This is a genomic window from Pantoea sp. X-Soil-MYKO-1785 (assembly GCF_059730675.1).
This window is the reverse complement of record NZ_AP036000.1, coordinates 741,963-758,646: the sequence shown is the minus strand read 5'-3', so window position 1 is coordinate 758,646 and position 16,684 is coordinate 741,963. Positions and strand designations below refer to the sequence as shown.

The window sequence follows — 16,684 nt, the reverse complement described above, 5'->3', positions numbered from 1 at the left end:
GGGTGAGTGAAATTGCAAAAGCTAAAACTACATGGCTTCAACAACCTGACTAAGAGCCTGAGTTTTTGTATTTACGATATTTGCTATGCGAATACTGAAGCTGAACGTGATGGTTATATTGCCTATATTGATGAGCAATATAACGCCAACCGTCTGACCGAAATTCTGACCGAGACCTGCTCGATCATTGGTGCCAACGTGCTGAACATTGCGCGCCAGGATTATGAGCCGCAGGGCGCGAGCGTCACCATTCTGGTCAGCGAAGAACCGATCGATCCGAAAGATATCGATAACTCGGAACACCCTGGCCCGTTACCGAATTCGGTGGTGGCCCATCTGGATAAGAGTCATATCTGCGTACACACCTATCCGGAAAGTCATCCGGAAGGCGGACTGTGTACCTTCCGCGCCGATATTGAAGTCTCTACCTGCGGCGTGATTTCACCGCTCAAAGCGCTGAACTACCTGATTCACCAGCTGGAATCTGACATTGTCACGGTCGATTACCGGGTGCGTGGGTTTACCCGTGATGTGAAGGGAATGAAGCACTTTATCGATCACGAAATTAATTCGATCCAGAACTTCATGTCGGACGATATGAAAGCAATGTATGACATGGTGGACGTGAACGTTTATCAGGAAAATATCTTTCATACCAAAATGTTGCTGAAAGAGTTCGATCTGAAGCACTACCTGTTCAACACCAAACCCGAAGATCTTAGCCCGCAGGAGCATAAACGGATTACCGACCTGCTGTGGAAAGAGATGCGTGAAATTTATTACGGCAGAAATATCCCGTCGGTGGGTCTGAAAACGCTGTAATCCTTCCCGGCGGCGCGCTGTGTCTGGCAGCCGCCGCTGACTGTTCTTACCGCCGTTGCTCAGGCGGTCAGCAACAAGCCAATCCCACGCTCTCGCAGCCCATGCCGGGCAGCCTCTTCCAGCCGTTCATCGGTCACAATGTCGGTCAGGCTCTCCAGCGGTGCGGCGCAAAACAGTGACCAGGAACCATATTTGCTGCTGTCAGCCAGCAACACCCGTCGGCCGGCATTGGCCAGCAGATCGTGCTTCAGCCCGGCTTTCTCCTCGGTCGGAGTAGTAATGCCGCGCTCAAGGCTCCACGAATTACAACTGACAAAGGCGATATCCGGATTGATGCTGCGCAACAGTCGACGGCCATGTTCGCCAATACAGGACTGGCTGGAGTCGTCGATGCGGCCACCGATAATCGTTACCTCTATCTGCCTGAACTCCGATAAAAACAGCGCAATGTGCAGATCGGCGGTAATCACCCGCAGCGGCAGATGAGTAAGCTGCCGCGCCAGCTCCAGCATGGTGGTACCGGCATCCAGCACCACCGCATCGCCCGCCTGAACAAAGCTGGCGGCACAGGCGGCTATCGCCTGCTTTTCTGCCAGATTACGCTGCATCTTTTCCAGCGTGGTCGGCTGCGCAGGTATGAACCGGTTAAGGGTGACGCCGCCATGACTGCGGCTGATCACCCCTTCTTTATCCAGCTTAATCAAATCACGTCGAATCGTGGCCGGCGAGGCGGATATCGCACTGACCAGTTGCTCAACAGTCACCAGATTATGGCTTTTCAGGTAATCCATAATCTGGTCAAGACGGCTCTGTCCCTTCATATTTCCCTATGCGAGCTGCATCGCGAGTTTGATAGAGATCGCCATGCTCTCAGACTTCGCTTTACCTGTCCAGGCGATATCAAACGCCGTGCCGTGGTCCGCCGAGGTGCGGATAAACGGCAGGCCCGCAGTGATGTTCACTCCGTCGTAGAATCCCAGCAGCTTCAGCGGAATGTGTCCCTGATCGTGGTACATCGCCACCACCATATCGTACTGCCCTTCCTGACATTGCAGGAATACCGTATCCGGTGGACAGGGGCCCGACACCGTGATGCCCTGTGCTTTCATCGCCGCAATCGCCGGCGCAACCGTAGTGATCTCCTCATTGCCAAACAGGCCGTTTTCCCCAGCGTGCGGATTAACGCCCGCCACGGCGATGCGCGGCTGGGTGAAGCCGACCCGACGCAGGAAGGTGTCCGCCATGCCGATCACCGTCTCTATGCGAGCACGGCTCAGGGTATCGAGGAATTTACGCAGCGCAATATGAGTGGTGACGTGGATCACCTTCAGCTTATCGGTATAGAGCACCATGGCGTAATCCTGGGTGCCGGTCAGGTGCGCCAGCAGTTCGGTGTGACCCGGATAGAGATGACCCGCCGCGTGCAGCGCCTCTTTATTCAATGGCGCAGTGGCGATAGCCTGCACCTCGCCCGCCAGCGCCAGTTCGGTGGCGCGTTTCACGCAGCGCCATGCCAGATCACCCGCCTGTTTCTGCACCACGCCGGGCTTCAGCGCCTCAGGATCGGCTAACGGTTCATCAATCACGTTAATGATGCCGGGCGCAAAGTGGGCCGATGCCACCCGATCCACGATCCGCAGTTCCGCCTGTGGCGTAATGTTCATCGCCATAATCCGCCGCAGCGTTGCGGCACAGCCGACCACCACCGCCGGCACGCCATTTAATTCGCCTTCCGACAGCGACTTGATAATGATTTCCGGGCTGATGCCCGCCGGATCGCCCATGGTGACCGCAATAATTTTACTCACTCGACTTCTCCTCAATAAAACCAATGGCTGCTACCAGGGTGTTTTCATCACCAAAGCCACCGGCTTTGGTCATCACCGGCAGGGTAAATTCACTGTTAAGCAGAACCCCGTGCGGCACACAGCCCGCCACCAGGCCCTGAATCTGAAATCCGCTGGCACCTAACGCCTGAGCGACGGCAATCGCCACGTCGCCGCCAGACAGATAGAGCGCATGCGGCAGCTGGCTGTTACACAGCGTGCGGGTTATCTCGCCCAACAGCTGACAGATCGCCTCGCCCAACTGCTGGCGCGTCAGCTGAAACTGCTGGCAGAGCGTCTCAACCTCATGCCGCTGTGAAGCATGCTGACAGGTGCGGATCACCGTATGTCGTCCCTGACGCAGCGCCGTCGTGGCTTGTCCCAGCCAGTCCGCCGCATCGGGCCAGGTGGGCTGGCAGAACAGCTGACGGATATCAACATCCACCACCGTCACCTGCCGCTGGGTCGCCAGCGTGGCGATCTGCTGCTGTGCGCGGCTGCTCATCGAGCCGATAACCGCCAGTACCGGTCGTGCTGCGTGGACACCTGCGTCAGCCGCCGTACCGCTAACTCTCTTTTCCGCCGATGACGACGGCACAGGCCGGGCGGCGAGATGGCGGCCCAGGGCCTCGCTTAAGCCTGCCGCCCCCACCAGCAGCGGCTTTTCACTCAGCCGTGCCGCTGCTGCCATCAGGCGGGCCAGATCAGCGTCATTTTCAGCATCGACCACCAGCACGCCGCGGGCCGCCGTTAAGCGCTGATCGAGCCGATCGCTGCGCAGGGTGGCGAGATCGATCCGATCTCCCTCAATATGCAGCTGCTGCAGCACGCTGGCGCTGACAATCGGGGTTTTGGGATCGCTGGCAAATTCGGTATCCGTCAGCAAACGATCGCCAAGCCAGACCTGACCGGCACGCGTGGTGCGACCGAGGTGCGGAACGGCCGGCGCCACCAGCGCCAGACGTTTACCGCTGGCTGCCAGCGCCGCCCGCAGTTCGGCTGCGACGTTGCCCCGCAGCGTGGAGTCGATCTTTTTAAACAGCCAGCCCTGCGCAATCTGTGGGCCGTAGTGGCCCACCGCCTGAGTGACCCGCTCTGCCGCCAGTGCCGGCGTGACTGCCCGGCTGTCGGTGCTGATTACCCAGACATCCGCCACCTCACTGCCCGCCGGCGTCGTCGGGCTGAACAGCACCTGCACCCGGGCACCAGCCTGCGCCAGCCCACTGCCTGCATCATTGGCCCCGGTAAAGTCATCGGCGATGACCACTACCGGGGTTTTCCACCATGACGAATTCATCGTCTCTCCTGTCAGGCTATTGCCGCTGCAATTGATTATATTCAATCATGATTGATTATATGTGAGCAAGATCAAATTAATCGAAATCGATATGCCCTATAAAATGAGCCACAGGAAGGGGATTACGTCAGCATTACTCTGAGCGATATCAATCATTGCTTCAGACAATACCAACAAGGGTGTGAAATGAATATCAACAGCACGGTGATCAGCGGCTACCAGGCGTTGAACGACATGCGCTATCTGCTGGACGGCATCACGACAGCGTTAGTGGTAACCGATAACAACATTGAGGCCATTCCCGCCGTGCAGGCGCTGGTGGGGCAGCTCCGGCAGCAGTTCCCCGGCCTCAGCGTGGTGAACAGCGTTCCGCCAGAGCCGAGCCAGCATGATGTGGCGGCGATTGTCAGCGCGCTGCCGCCGCAACAGGTTGAACTGGTGATTGGCATCGGCGGCGGCAGCGTGCTGGATGTCGCGAAGCTGCTATCAGTGCTGTGCGCTGGCGATGCACCGTCACTGGATGCGCTGCTGGCAGGCGAGAAACCGCAGCGCCGCGTCCGCTCGCTGTTGATTCCGACCACCGCCGGCACCGGCTCGGAAGCTACGCCGAATGCGATTCTGGCGATTCCAGAGAAACAGACCAAAATCGGCATTATTTCACCGGTGATGCTGCCCGACTGGGTCGCGCTGGTGCCGGAACTCACCACCAGCATGCCGCCGCATATTGCTTCATCCACCGGGATTGATGCGCTGTGCCATCTGATTGAGTGTTTCACCGCCACGGTCGCCAATCCGGTAAGCGATAACTATGCGCTGATCGGCTTGAAGAAGCTGTTCGCCAGCCTCGAAACCACGCTACGTGAACCGCACAATTTAGCGGCGCGACTGGAGATGCTGTGGGCCTCTTATTACGGCGGAGCGTCGATTGCTCACGCCGGGACGCACCTGGTCCACGCCATGTCCTACCCGCTCGGCGGCAAATATCATCTGCCGCACGGCGTCGCCAATGCCATTCTGCTGGCCCCCTGCATGCGCTTTGTCCGGCCCGCGGCGGTGAGCAAATTTGCTCAGGCTTACGATCTGCTGCCCGAGGCTGATACCGGATTAAGCGAGGAGCAGAAATCTCATGCGCTGGTCGATTATTTCAGCGCGCTGGTTCAGCGCCTGCAGCTGCCGGCCAGCCTGGAAGCGCTGGGCATCAGCCCGGATCACCTGCCCTATTTAGTCGATGCGGCGCTCGACGTGCAGCGCCTGATGAAAAACGTGCCGATGGCCGTGACGGCGGACGATGTCCGTGCGGTCTACCTGACGCTGTTTCCTTCTCACCCGGCGCAATGAGGATTGTCATGAACAAAAAAATAACCGGCGTCCTGACCGCCATCGTTACCACTTTTGATCGCGACGGTGAGTTTAATCCGGCTGCCCAGCGTGAGCAGGTGCGACGCCAGCTCGACGCCGGTAACGGCATTTTCTGCGGCGGCACCAACGGAGAGTTCTTTGTGCTGAACCAGCAGGAAAAAATCGCGGTCACTGAAACCTGCGTCGATGAAGTCAACGGCCGCGCGCCGGTGGTGGCGCACATTGGCGAGATATCAACCCGTGAAACCATCCGCCTGGGTAAGCAGATCGCCAGGCTGGGCATTGATGCCGTCTCGGTGATTACACCCTGGTTCGTGCCGTTAAAGCAGCAGGAGCTGATTGCGCATTATCACGCCGTTGCGGACGCGCTTGAGGTGCCGCTGTTCCTTTACAACATCCCTGCGCGTACCGGCAATACTCTGCAGCCTGACACCGTCAGGACGCTGGCAGCACATCCGAACATCATCGGTATCAAAGATTCAGCCGGCAGCTACCAGAGCCTGAGCGGCTTCCTGCAGGCTGCCGACGGCATCGATCATTTCGATGTGCTGAACGGTCCCGACTCGCTGATTCATCAGGGTTTCGTCGATGGCTGCTCCGCCTGCATTTCCGGGCTGGCAAACGTGGCACCTCAGGCGATCAACGCCATCTGGGCGCAGTTTAACGCTGGCGATATTGCCGGTTCGTATCAGGCGCAGGAGCGCGTCACCGGTTTACGTACCGATCTTTATAGCATTGGCTTCTCCCCTGCCGCGGTGAAAAAGGCGGTCAGCCTGCTGGGCTTTGACGTCGGTGACAGCCGCTATGCGGTGCAGTTCAGCGCCGATGAGCAGCAGCTGATCCGCCAGATCGTTAATCAGTACCTGCAGTAATCGCCAGCAGGGCGGATGCCCTGCGTCTTCGGCAGGACCGGGGTGAGGTCCTGAAACGACACCGCGAACCGCTTGCGGCTGGCACCAATGACCGATCACCTTTTGGCGTGTCGTCAGCCTGCCCTGCCGGGGAACGACCATCATCTTTGTATCCTACCGGTCAGATGAGAACGAACCTGATGGTCGCCATCTGCCAGAACAATCGAGGTCATGATGAAAGCATTTTCAACTGAGAGCACCCTGCTGATCGTCGGCATGGTGCTCGCCTATATCCTGTTTACCACCTGGCTGACCTGGCGGCTGCGCAGCAAAAGCAGCGGTGACTTTATGGAAGGGTCACGCGCGATGCCGGCGTTTATCGTCGGCGTGATGCTGATGTCTGAATATATCGGCGCGAAGTCGACCATTGGCACCGCCCAGGCAGCCTTTGAGGATGGCTTTGCCGCCTCGTGGTCAGTGATTGGCGCGGCGATCGGCTTCCCGCTGTTTGGCCTTATCCTGGTGAAACGCATCTATAACACCGGCAAAATCACCATTTCGGGCGCGATTGCCGAGAAATATGGCACCTCGACCAAAAATATCATCTCTCTGATCATGATCTATGCGCTGCTGCTGGTGAACGTCGGCAACTACATCAGCGGCGCAGCGGCCATTTCAACCGTGCTGAAAATCGACCTGACGCAGGCAGCCTTTATTACTGCGGTGGTCAGCACCTTCTATTTTGCCTTCGGCGGAATGAAAGGGGTCGCCTGGGTCACCCTGCTGCACAGCGCGCTCAAGTATGCCGGGATCCTGATAATCCTGTTCGTGGCGCTGAAGATGACCGGCGGTGTAGCACCCATGATTGAAAAAATGCCGGCGTTCTACTGGACGTGGGATGGTCACGTCGGGGCCAGCACCATTGTGGCGTGGCTAATCGGGACGGTCGGTTCGATCTTCTGTACCCAGTTTGTGATCCAGGCGATCTCGTCAACCAAAGATGTGAAGTCCGCGAAGCGTGCCACCTGGGTCGCCTTCTTCTTCTGCCTGCCGATTGGTCTGGCGATGGCGCTGATTGGCGTGGCGGCGAAATTTGCCCATCCGGATATCAACAGCCTGTATGCGCTGCCGGTGTTTCTGCAGGATATGTCACCGTGGCTGGCGGGCATTGTCACCACCTCACTGGTGGCGTCGATCTTCGTCAGCGTTGGCACCGTGGCGCTGGCGATCGCCTCGCTGGTGGTGAAAGACTTTTACGTGCCCTACCGCAATCCGACCCCGGAGCGTGAATTTAAGATGACGCGCTGGATCTCGATCGCCATCGGCTTCTTCCCGCTGCTGTTCGTGTTGTTCTTCCCGGAAGTGCTGAAGCTGTCATTCTTTACCCGCGCCATTCGTCTGTCGATTACCGTGGTGGCGATCATGGCGTTTTACCTGCCGTGGTTTAAAAGCACCCGCGGCGCCAATGCCGGTTTGATCGGCGCCTGTCTGGCGACCTCAGTGTGGTTTATCCTCGGTAACCCCTTCGGCATCGATAATATGTACGTGGCGCTGGCGACGCCGGCGATCATCATGGTGATTGACCGCTGCATTCCGTCACGCCAGCCTCAGCCCAATACGCAACGCAATGCACAAAACAGTGGAGCCTAATATGACTCAGGAAACCGTCACCGTCGAACGCACCGGCCAGCTGGCGCCGCATCCGCAGGATAGCGCGCAACAGGTGGCGATGCTGCCATCGCCCTGCCCGCAAAATCATGCTGCCAATCTGCTGCCGCTGCCCAATGGCGACCTGCTCTGCGTCTGGTTTGGCGGCACCCAGGAAGGTATCGCCGATATCTCGATCTGGTGTTCGCGGCTGGCAGAAGGTAGCTCTCGCTGGAGCGAGGCGCAGAAACTGTCAGACGATCCGGGCCGTTCAGAACAAAACCCGGTGCTATTCCTCGATCCGGATCAGGTGCTGTGGCTACTGTGGACCGCGCAAAAATCGGGTAATCAGGACACCGCGATTGTGCGCTATCGCCAGTCGCACGATCTGGGCCGCAGCTGGGGCGCTATCGGCACGCTGCTGGATAAGCCAGGCACCTTTATCCGCCAACCGGTGGTGGTGCTGCCCAACGGTAACTGGCTGCTGCCGGTGTTTTACTGCCTGACCCGGCCGGGTGAAAAGTGGGTCGGCAGTTATGATATCAGTGCGGTAAAAATCTCTGAGGACAAGGGGCAGAGCTGGCGTGATGTTGCGGTCCCGGACAGCACCGGCTGCGTTCACATGAACGTTACGCTGCTGGATGACGGCACGCTGCTGGCGCTCTATCGCAGCCGCTGGGCCGATCATATTTACCAGAGCCGCTCCGTCGATCAGGGCGAAAGCTGGAGTGCCCCGCAGCCGCTGTCGCTGCCTAACAATAACTCGTCGATTCAGGTCACCACGCTGCGCAATGGTCATCTGGCGCTGGTGTTTAATGCGATGAGCGCGGAAGGCGCGAGCGAGCGGCGGCTGTCGCTGTATGACGAAATTGAAGATGAGGATGATGAGGTGGCTGTCGCCGCCCAGCCAGTGGCACACGGCGCGCGAACGGCCTTCTGGGGTGCTCCGCGCGCGCCCATGACGCTGGCGATTTCGCCTGACGGCGGCAAAAGCTGGCCGCTGCAGCGTAATCTGGATGAAGGCGATGGCTACTGCATGACCAACAATTCACAGCAGAAGCTGAACCGTGAATTCTCTTATCCGAGCATTAAACAGGGGGCCGGTGGCGAACTGCATATTGCCTACACCTTTTACCGTCAGGCGATCAAGTATGTACGCGTTGAAGAGTCGTGGGTGGCGGGAGGTCGCGCGTGATAGACAATATGGCGCTGATCACCGGTGCCAGTTCAGGCATCGGTCAGGCGATTGTCGACCGCTTGCTGGTAGAGGGCTGGCAGGTAATCGGCCTGAGTCGCTCGGCGCTGACGCGGCAGCATCCGGCCCTGCAGAGCTATCAGGTGGATATCAGCGATGCCGCCGCCCTGCAAGAGGTGTTAGCTCAGCTGCCGGTGCCCCAGGCGCTGGTGCATGCGGCGGGCATGATGCAGACTGCGCCGCTGGGTGAACTCGATCTCAACGCCAGCGCACGCTTATGGCAGCTGCATGTCGCAGCGGCGGAGCAGCTGGCTAATCACTGCGCGCCACGGATGACCAGTGGCGGCAGAATTGTGCTGCTGGGCAGCCGCACCTCAGGCGGAGCGGCAGGACGCAGTCAGTATGTGGCGACTAAAGCCGCGATGATCGGGATGGTGCGCAGCTGGGCGGCAGAACTGGCACCGCGCGGCATTACCGCCAATATTGTGGCGCCTGGCGCAACCGACACGCCGATGCTGCAACAGCCGGATCGGGCCAGCTCACCGCCGAGGTTGCCGCCAATTGGCCGTTTTATTCAGCCGCAGGAAGTGGCCGGGCTGGTGCATTTTCTGCTCACCCCTGCCGCGGCGGCGATGACCGGACAGCAGCTGGTGCTGTGTGGCGGGGCATCTCTCAGTTAACCGGCCGGGCGGCTCAGGTCGCCCGGCTTTTATTGCCGTACTGATTCACAAACTGGCGATAAGCCGCGATCACCAGCAGAAAATCTTCAATGCCGCAGAATGAGAGGCTCTCTTCGTCGTAGTAGTTCATCCCCTCCTCCATGCCGTCATCTTCCAGCGCCAGCAGGTTAGCGCGGATCATCACCTCTTCCTCGTCCAGCAGGATAGTGTATTCGCTGCCGACGCGCTGCCATTGCCGCACGCTGCCTTTTACATCTTCGATCGCCGCTTCGACTTCATCCAGCAGGCCGGGATCGTCCCTGACTTCTTCATTGAACCAGTGGCCGACCGCTTCGTGATCCATCGACATGCGCACCTTAATCTGGCCGGTCACATCGCGTAAAAATTCATATTCCATCGCCCGTTCCTCTCAACATCATCGCGTCACCTTGTCAGTGTCAGCGCTGCCTTAACGGCAAAGTGTGACAAGTGGCGCATTATTGCAGGCTGTCCGGCGAAATCCAGCTTTTCATCGCACCGGTTACCGTCGTACAGACGAAAAAAAGGGGCGAATCATCGCCCCTTTTTGCTGCTGGTCAGTGCATCAGACCGCAGTCTGGAAAATCACGCCGTCAGCTTTATCGGTGTACTGGGTCAGCTGGTCGAAGTTCAGATAGCGATAAGTGTCGCTGGCGGTTTTATCCACCTGCGCCATAAATTGCTGATACTCATCCGGCGTTGGCAGACGACCTAACAGTGAGGCCACCGCCGCCAGCTCGGCTGACGCCAGGTAGACGTTAGCGCCGGTACCCAGACGGTTCGGGAAGTTACGGGTTGAGGTGGAGACCACCGTCGCACCGTCCGCCACACGCGCCTGGTTACCCATGCAGAGTGAACAGCCTGGGATCTCGATACGCGCGCCGCTCTTACCAAATACGCTGTAGTAACCTTCTTCGGTCAGCTGCGCCGCATCCATCTTGGTTGGCGGAGCCACCCACAGACGGGTCGGTAACTGGCCTTTATGGCTATCCAGCAGCTTACCGGCGGCACGGAAGTGACCGATGTTGGTCATGCACGATCCGATAAAGACTTCATCAATCTTCTCGCCCTGCACATCAGACAGCAGACGAGCATCGTCTGGATCGTTTGGTGCGCAAAGGATCGGCTCTTTAATATCCGCCAGATCGATCTCAATCACGGCGGCATATTCCGCATCCGCATCCGCTTCCAGCAGTTGTGGATCCGCCAGCCATTTCTCCATGCCTTCAACACGACGCTCCAGGGTACGGCGATCGCCATAGCCTTCAGCAATCATCCACTTCAGCAGAACGATGTTGGAGTTGAGGTATTCAATGATCGGGTCTTTATCCAGCTTGATGGTACAGCCGGCCGCGGAACGTTCAGCTGACGCATCTGACAGCTCAAACGCCTGCTCGACTTTCAGATCCGGCAGACCTTCAATCTCAAGAATGCGGCCAGAGAAGATGTTTTTCTTCCCTTTCTTCTCAACGGTCAGCAGACCCTGTTTGATGGCATACAGCGGAATGGCATGAACCAGATCGCGCAGCGTAATGCCCGGCTCCATTTTACCTTTGAAGCGCACTAGCACAGATTCCGGCATGTCGAGCGGCATAACACCGGTCGCTGCGGCAAACGCCACCAGGCCAGAACCCGCCGGGAAGGAGATGCCGATAGGGAAACGGGTATGTGAATCGCCGCCGGTGCCGACGGTATCCGGCAGCAGCATACGGTTCAGCCAGCTGTGGATAATGCCGTCACCCGGACGCAGCGACACACCGCCACGGTTCATGATGAAGTCAGGCAGCGTATGGTGCGTATTCACATCCACCGGCTTAGGATAAGCCGCGGTGTGACAGAACGACTGCATCACCAGATCGGTTGAGAAGCCGAGGCAGGCCAGATCTTTCAGTTCATCACGGGTCATCGGACCGGTAGTATCCTGCGATCCCACCGAGGTCATTTTCGGTTCGCAATAGGCGCCCGGACGAACACCCTCAACGCCACAGGCGCGGCCGACCATTTTCTGTGCCAGCGAGAAACCACGGGTGCTCTCCGCCACATCTTTCGCCTGACGGAATACGGTGCTGTGCGGCAGACCCAGCGACTCACGCGCTTTGGTGGTCAGTCCACGGCCGATGATCAGAGGAATACGGCCACCAGCGCGCACTTCGTCAATCAGCACTTCGGTTTTCAGTTCGAAGCTGGCCAGCAATTCGTTGGTCTGGTGGTTACGCACTTCGCCTTTGAATGGATAGATGTCGATGACATCGCCCATGTTCAGGTTGTTCACGTCGACTTCGATCGGCAGTGCACCGGCATCTTCCATGGTGTTGAAGAAGATCGGCGCAATTTTGCTGCCCAGCACCACACCGCCGCCTTTTTTATTCGGCACGTTCGGGATGTCGTCGCCCATAAACCACAGCACCGAGTTGGTGGCGGATTTACGTGAGGAACCGGTACCGACCACGTCACCGACGTAAGCCAGCGGGAAGCCTTTTTCCTGCAGCGCTTTGATCTGTTTGATCGGGCCGACGTTACCTGGCTCATCCGGCTCAATGCCTTCACGGGCATTTTTCAGCATCGCTAAAGCGTGCAGTGGGATGTCAGGACGTGACCAGGCATCCGGTGCCGGAGAGAGGTCGTCGGTGTTGGTTTCGCCGGTGACTTTGAACACGGTGACGGTAATCTTTTCCGCCAGTTCTGGTCGTGACAGATACCATTCCGCATCTGCCCACGACTGCATCACCTGCTTCGCGTAGTCGTTGCCCGCTTTGGCTTTCTCTTCTACATCGTAGAAGCTGTCGAACATCAGCAGCGTGTGTGACAGGGCTTTGGCCGCGATTGGGGCCAGTTTTTGGTCGTCCAGCGCCTCGATCAGCGGATGAATATTGTAACCGCCCTGCATGGTGCCGAGCAGTTCAACCGCTTTTTCAGGAGAGATCAGAGGAGAGGTGGCTTCGCCTTTGGCGACAGCGGCCAGGAAACCCGCTTTAACGTACGCCGCTTCATCGACGCCGGGTGGAACACGGTTGACCAACAGATCGGTCAGAAATTCTTCTTCACCCGCAGGTGGATTTTTTAGCAGTTCAACCAGCGCGGCCATTTGGGAAGCATCTAAAGGCTTAGGTACGATCCCTTCGGCGGCACGCTCGGCAACGTGCTTACGGTATTCTTCTAGCACGACGTTATCCTCGCTCTCATTATGTAGGGCTTTCCGACCACCTTGCTCACTTATGGAGAACAACCTTGCCTTATGATGTCCAGGTTGAGGTGCCCGGTTTCGCGGAGGGCAGAATAGCAGGATTTCGGGTGTTTGTTAATCTGTTTACAAAAATACAACATTAAATGCATAACCGATCGCGCCGGTTTCATGTCGCCAGCCATCGCCCCTGCGGACAGCAAACCGGCCCGCAAAGCGCGCCATCGCGCCGCTGAAAAACATTAGCCAGATCTGACCTGCTGGTCAGGATTTACTCTGCAATGATTTATCTGAAATGTATAACGGCGAGGAATAGAACGCCGGCCTGAAGATAATTTTTGGCGAGTTGCTGGCAATTTCAGCTGCTGTTTCGCAGCAGACGGCAGAAGGTGTTCGAGGGTAAGAGAAGCAGAAGAGCCCGGCATGGGCTCTTCTGAACGAGGTTAGTTTTTCAGGTTGGCAGGAAAATCGGCGGGCAGTTCGCTGGCCGGACAGTCAATCACGCTGTCGTTGTTTTCGCCGGCATCGCGGATAAAGGTCAGCGTAGCGAACTCATCAATCACTTCAGTCGGATAAGCCGGACCTGTCTCGCGATATTGCGCCATCTCTTCCAGATGTTCGTTCTGGAAGCAGACAGTTTTTTCCGGATTGTTCATCACCCAGCGTGGGAAGAAGATGGTGCCGTGGAAAATTTTATCGGTCAGGTTAACTGCCAGGCTGACATCGGTGCCGGTTGGTTCGGTCCATGAGATTTTATAGACATCCTGTGCCAGACGGACGATATAAGCGTGCTGATTTTTCACCCAGCGGTTCCCCACCATTCCGCTGTGAATACGGTAATCAACGGTGTTGGCGTTTTTTATATAGAGCTCATAGTTCCAGCCGTTGTCATAGGTATAAACCAGGTGTTTGCCGACCAGACCAGACAGGTTGTTTTTATCGAATGTGCTCATGATGTTTTCCTCATTTATTTGCCTTGAGGAGATTATTGCGCGTTACAAAACCGATTAATAACGCTATTTTTAGCACCTATCCATTCAAATTTTAGATAGATTGCCATGCATAAAACGACACTCGAACAGTGGTTTCTTCTCGACTCGGTGGTTAAACAGGGAAGCTTTGCGCTGGCGGCAGAGAAAAATAACCGCAGCCAGTCCTCGGTCAGTTATCAAATTGGTCTGCTGCAGCAGCGGCTGGGCGTAGCGCTACTGCAACAGGAAGGACGCCGGGCGGTTCTGACGGCGGAGGGCCAGCAGCTACTGGCGCAGGCGCGGCCGCTGCTGACCGGTTTTAGCGGGCTGGAAGCGCAGGCGGCGGCATTGCAGCGCGGCGAGCCGTCTCGTGTTGACCTGATGGTCGACGCCATCGCGCCCAAACCGTTGCTGTTTAAGGTGTTGCACCAGTTTCAGCAGCGTTATCCGCACGTCCGCGTCTGGTTCAGTGAAATCGTCCGCAGCGAAACGCCGCTCAGGCTGGCGGAACAGCAGGCCGATCTCTGGCTGGTGGCAGACAGCGACGACCAGTCATTGGCAGGTGAGAGTCTGATGAGCGTCGATTTTATTGCCGTCGCCCATCGCGATCATCCCCTGCACAGCGAACCGGCTCCGCTCAGTGCGACGACGCTGGCGCGCTGGCCCTGCATTACCATCCTCGATCGGCAGCAACAGCAGCAGTCAGAAGTCAGTGGCGAGCAGGCAGAGAACTGGTCCTTCACTACCCTGTCGGCGGCTATTGAGGCGGTGCAGCATCAGCTGGGCTATGGCTGGTTGCCGGAGAAGAACATTGCCGCCCTGCTGGAGAGCGGCGAGCTGCGCCCGCTTCCGCTGCTGCAGGGACGTCGACGTTCAACCTCGCTGAAGCTGCGCATTAATGAAGAGAGATTACCGGGCAATGCGGCGATTGCGGTACTGGCGCAGATGTTTATCGACCAGGTGGCGGTTGATCGGCGGGTGTGATGGTACGTGTTTCGTTCGTGGGAGAGGATGAGTGCGGGTTGAGGTAGTCAGTCCCCGCAGAAGCGGGGAACACGTGCCGTAATAGCGGTGATGGCCATCGATGAGCGTTTATCCCCACTGGCGCGGGGAACACGGCATCACGCAGAGCAGCGGCAACTGCGATTGCGGTTTATCCCCGTTGGCGCGGGGAACACCCGCCCTTCGCATTACGAATTCTAAGAACTGGCAGTTTATCCCCGCTCGCGCGGGGAACACTCTAAAATTATCTGATTGATTACTAACTTCTTTTTCAAGCCTGATAATTCTACCGAATTCTACACCCAGACTTAAGCCAGATGCACAGTTAATCGCCAGTCCAAAATTCAGGCAAAAAAAAGCCCCCTTATCGGGAGCTTTTCTATCAGTCAGAGCGACTTATTTCTTTTTCGCTTTCGCGTTAGGCAGATCGGTGATGCTGCCTTCAAAGATTTCCGCCGCCAGACCCACTGACTCATGCAGGGTCGGGTGAGCATGGATGGTCAGCGCGATATCTTCCGCATCACAACCCATCTCGATCGCCAGACCGATTTCACCCAGCAGCTCGCCGCCGTTGGTGCCGACAATCGCGCCACCGATAACCCGGTGCGTTTCTTTGTCGAAAATCAGTTTGGTGATGCCGTCTGCACAGTCAGAAGCGATAGCACGGCCAGAGGCTGCCCACGGGAAGGTGGCGGTCTCGTAGCTGATGCCTTTCTCTTTCGCTTCTTTCTCGGTCAGGCCGACCCAGGCAACTTCTGGCTCGGTATAGGCGATGGATGGGATCACTTTAGGATCGAAGTAGTGCTTCAGACCCGAGATCACTTCCGCCGCGACGTGGCCTTCGTGCACGCCTTTGTGCGCCAGCATTGGCTGACCGACGATGTCGCCGATAGCGTAGATGTGCGGCACGTTGGTACGCATCTGCTTATCGACGCGAATGAAGCCGCGATCGTCCACTTCCACGCCCGCTTTGCCCGCATCCAGACCCTTACCGTTCGGTACACGACCGATAGCAACCAGCACGGCATCATAACGCTGTGCTTCGCCTGGGGCTTTTTTACCTTCCATCGAAACGTAAATGCCATCGTCTTTTGCTTCAACGGCGGTCACTTTGGTTTCCAGCATCAGGTTAAATTTCTTGCTGATTTTCTTGGTGAAGACTTTCACCACGTCTTTATCCGCAGCCGGGATGACCTGATCGAACATTTCGACCACATCAATCTCTGAACCCAGCGCATGATAAACCGTCGCCATTTCCAGACCGATGATACCGCCACCCATAACCAGCAGACGCTTCGGTACTTCTTTCAGTTCCAGTGCATCGGTTGAGTCCCAGACGCGTGGATCTTCATGTGGAATAAACGGCAGTTCGATTGGGCGTGAACCCGCAGCGATGATAGCGTTATCGAAGTTGATGGTGGTCGCGCCGCCTTCTCCTTCAACCACCAGGGTGTTAGCACCGGTGAATTTGCCCAGGCCATTAACCACTTTGACTTTACGACCTTTTGCCATACCTGACAGGCCGCCAGTCAACTGGTTGATCACCTTCTCTTTCCAGCTGCGAATCTTGTTGATATCAGTCGATGGCTGACCAAACACAATGCCGTGCTCTTCAAGGGCTTTCGCCTCTTCAATCACTTTAGCAACGTGCAGCAGCGCTTTAGATGGGATACAACCGACGTTCAGACAAACACCACCAAGGGTGCTGTAACGCTCTACCAGTACGGTTTCCAGACCTAAATCCGCGCAACGGAAGGCTGCAGAGTATCCTGCAGGACCCGCCCCAAGTACGACGACCTGGGTTTTAATCTCTGTACTCATCATGACCTCTTATT

General features: G+C 57.2%; 14 protein-coding genes. 7 read left to right on the top strand and 7 right to left on the bottom strand.

Features of this window, described 5'->3' with window-relative positions; translation table 11 throughout:
* Window positions 1-12: 12 nt before the first annotated feature.
* Window positions 13-822: an adenosylmethionine decarboxylase gene (gene speD / locus AC6I8D_RS03345; RefSeq protein WP_312055408.1), complete on the top strand. Its 810-nt coding sequence runs from the start codon at window positions 13-15 to the stop codon at window positions 820-822.
* A gap of 59 nt (window positions 823-881) precedes the next feature.
* Here speD and AC6I8D_RS03340 read toward each other — a convergent pair whose 3' ends face one another.
* The 3 genes from AC6I8D_RS03340 to dtnK are packed head-to-tail and all read right to left on the bottom strand — an operon-like array spanning window position 882 to window position 3,945.
* Window positions 882-1,643, bottom strand: coding sequence for a DeoR/GlpR family DNA-binding transcription regulator (locus AC6I8D_RS03340; protein ID WP_312055407.1), 762 nt, complete (start codon window positions 1,641-1,643; stop codon window positions 882-884).
* A gap of 6 nt (window positions 1,644-1,649) precedes the next feature.
* On the bottom strand, window positions 1,650-2,630 hold the full coding sequence (locus AC6I8D_RS03335) for a D-threonate 4-phosphate dehydrogenase (protein WP_497819653.1): 981 nt from the start codon (window positions 2,628-2,630) through the stop codon (window positions 1,650-1,652).
* A complete protein-coding gene (dtnK, locus tag AC6I8D_RS03330; RefSeq protein ID WP_312055405.1) occupies window positions 2,623-3,945 on the bottom strand; it encodes a D-threonate kinase in 1,323 nt (440 codons plus the stop codon). The genes AC6I8D_RS03335 and dtnK overlap by 8 nt, the downstream gene beginning before the upstream one ends.
* A gap of 186 nt (window positions 3,946-4,131) precedes the next feature.
* Between dtnK and AC6I8D_RS03325 the strand changes: the two genes are divergently transcribed.
* From AC6I8D_RS03325 to AC6I8D_RS03305, 5 genes are all read left to right on the top strand, one after another.
* A complete protein-coding gene (locus AC6I8D_RS03325) occupies window positions 4,132-5,283 on the top strand; it encodes an iron-containing alcohol dehydrogenase (protein ID WP_312055404.1) in 1,152 nt (383 codons plus the stop codon).
* An 8-nt stretch (window positions 5,284-5,291) separates the two neighbouring features.
* Window positions 5,292-6,176, top strand: a complete 885-nt coding sequence (locus AC6I8D_RS03320; protein WP_497819652.1) for a dihydrodipicolinate synthase family protein — start codon at window positions 5,292-5,294, stop codon at window positions 6,174-6,176.
* Window positions 6,177-6,389: 213 nt separating this feature from the next.
* Window positions 6,390-7,805 carry a sodium:solute symporter family protein gene (locus AC6I8D_RS03315; protein WP_312055415.1) on the top strand — a complete coding sequence of 472 codons (1,416 nt, stop codon included), beginning with the start codon at window positions 6,390-6,392 and terminating at the stop codon, window positions 7,803-7,805.
* 1 nt (window position 7,806) lies between these two features.
* A complete protein-coding gene (locus tag AC6I8D_RS03310) occupies window positions 7,807-8,997 on the top strand; it encodes a sialidase family protein (protein ID WP_312055402.1) in 1,191 nt (396 codons plus the stop codon).
* Between the two features lie 8 nt (window positions 8,998-9,005).
* The gene (locus tag AC6I8D_RS03305) at window positions 9,006-9,677 is read left to right on the top strand and encodes an SDR family NAD(P)-dependent oxidoreductase (protein ID WP_497820649.1); all 672 of its coding nucleotides are present in this window, start codon (window positions 9,006-9,008) and stop codon (window positions 9,675-9,677) included.
* A gap of 13 nt (window positions 9,678-9,690) precedes the next feature.
* On the opposite strand, the gene yacL is transcribed toward AC6I8D_RS03305, so the two are convergent.
* The 3 genes from yacL to AC6I8D_RS03290 form a co-directional block, all read right to left on the bottom strand.
* Window positions 9,691-10,074: a protein YacL gene (gene yacL / locus AC6I8D_RS03300; RefSeq protein WP_031376684.1), complete on the bottom strand. Its 384-nt coding sequence runs from the start codon at window positions 10,072-10,074 to the stop codon at window positions 9,691-9,693.
* Window positions 10,075-10,260: 186 nt separating this feature from the next.
* Window positions 10,261-12,858 carry a bifunctional aconitate hydratase 2/2-methylisocitrate dehydratase gene (gene acnB, locus AC6I8D_RS03295; RefSeq protein ID WP_312055400.1) on the bottom strand — a complete coding sequence of 866 codons (2,598 nt, stop codon included), beginning with the start codon at window positions 12,856-12,858 and terminating at the stop codon, window positions 10,261-10,263.
* Window positions 12,859-13,319: 461 nt separating this feature from the next.
* Window positions 13,320-13,832 carry a phenolic acid decarboxylase gene (locus tag AC6I8D_RS03290; protein ID WP_497820648.1) on the bottom strand — a complete coding sequence of 171 codons (513 nt, stop codon included), beginning with the start codon at window positions 13,830-13,832 and terminating at the stop codon, window positions 13,320-13,322.
* A gap of 102 nt (window positions 13,833-13,934) precedes the next feature.
* On the opposite strand from AC6I8D_RS03290, the gene AC6I8D_RS03285 reads away from it, so the two are divergent.
* A complete protein-coding gene (locus AC6I8D_RS03285) occupies window positions 13,935-14,831 on the top strand; it encodes a LysR family transcriptional regulator (RefSeq protein WP_497819651.1) in 897 nt (298 codons plus the stop codon).
* Window positions 14,832-15,245: 414 nt separating this feature from the next.
* On the opposite strand, the gene lpdA is transcribed toward AC6I8D_RS03285, so the two are convergent.
* Entirely contained in the window at window positions 15,246-16,670 is a 1,425-nt protein-coding gene (gene lpdA / locus AC6I8D_RS03280) for a dihydrolipoyl dehydrogenase (protein ID WP_031376687.1), read from the bottom strand.
* Window positions 16,671-16,684: the final 14 nt, after the last annotated feature.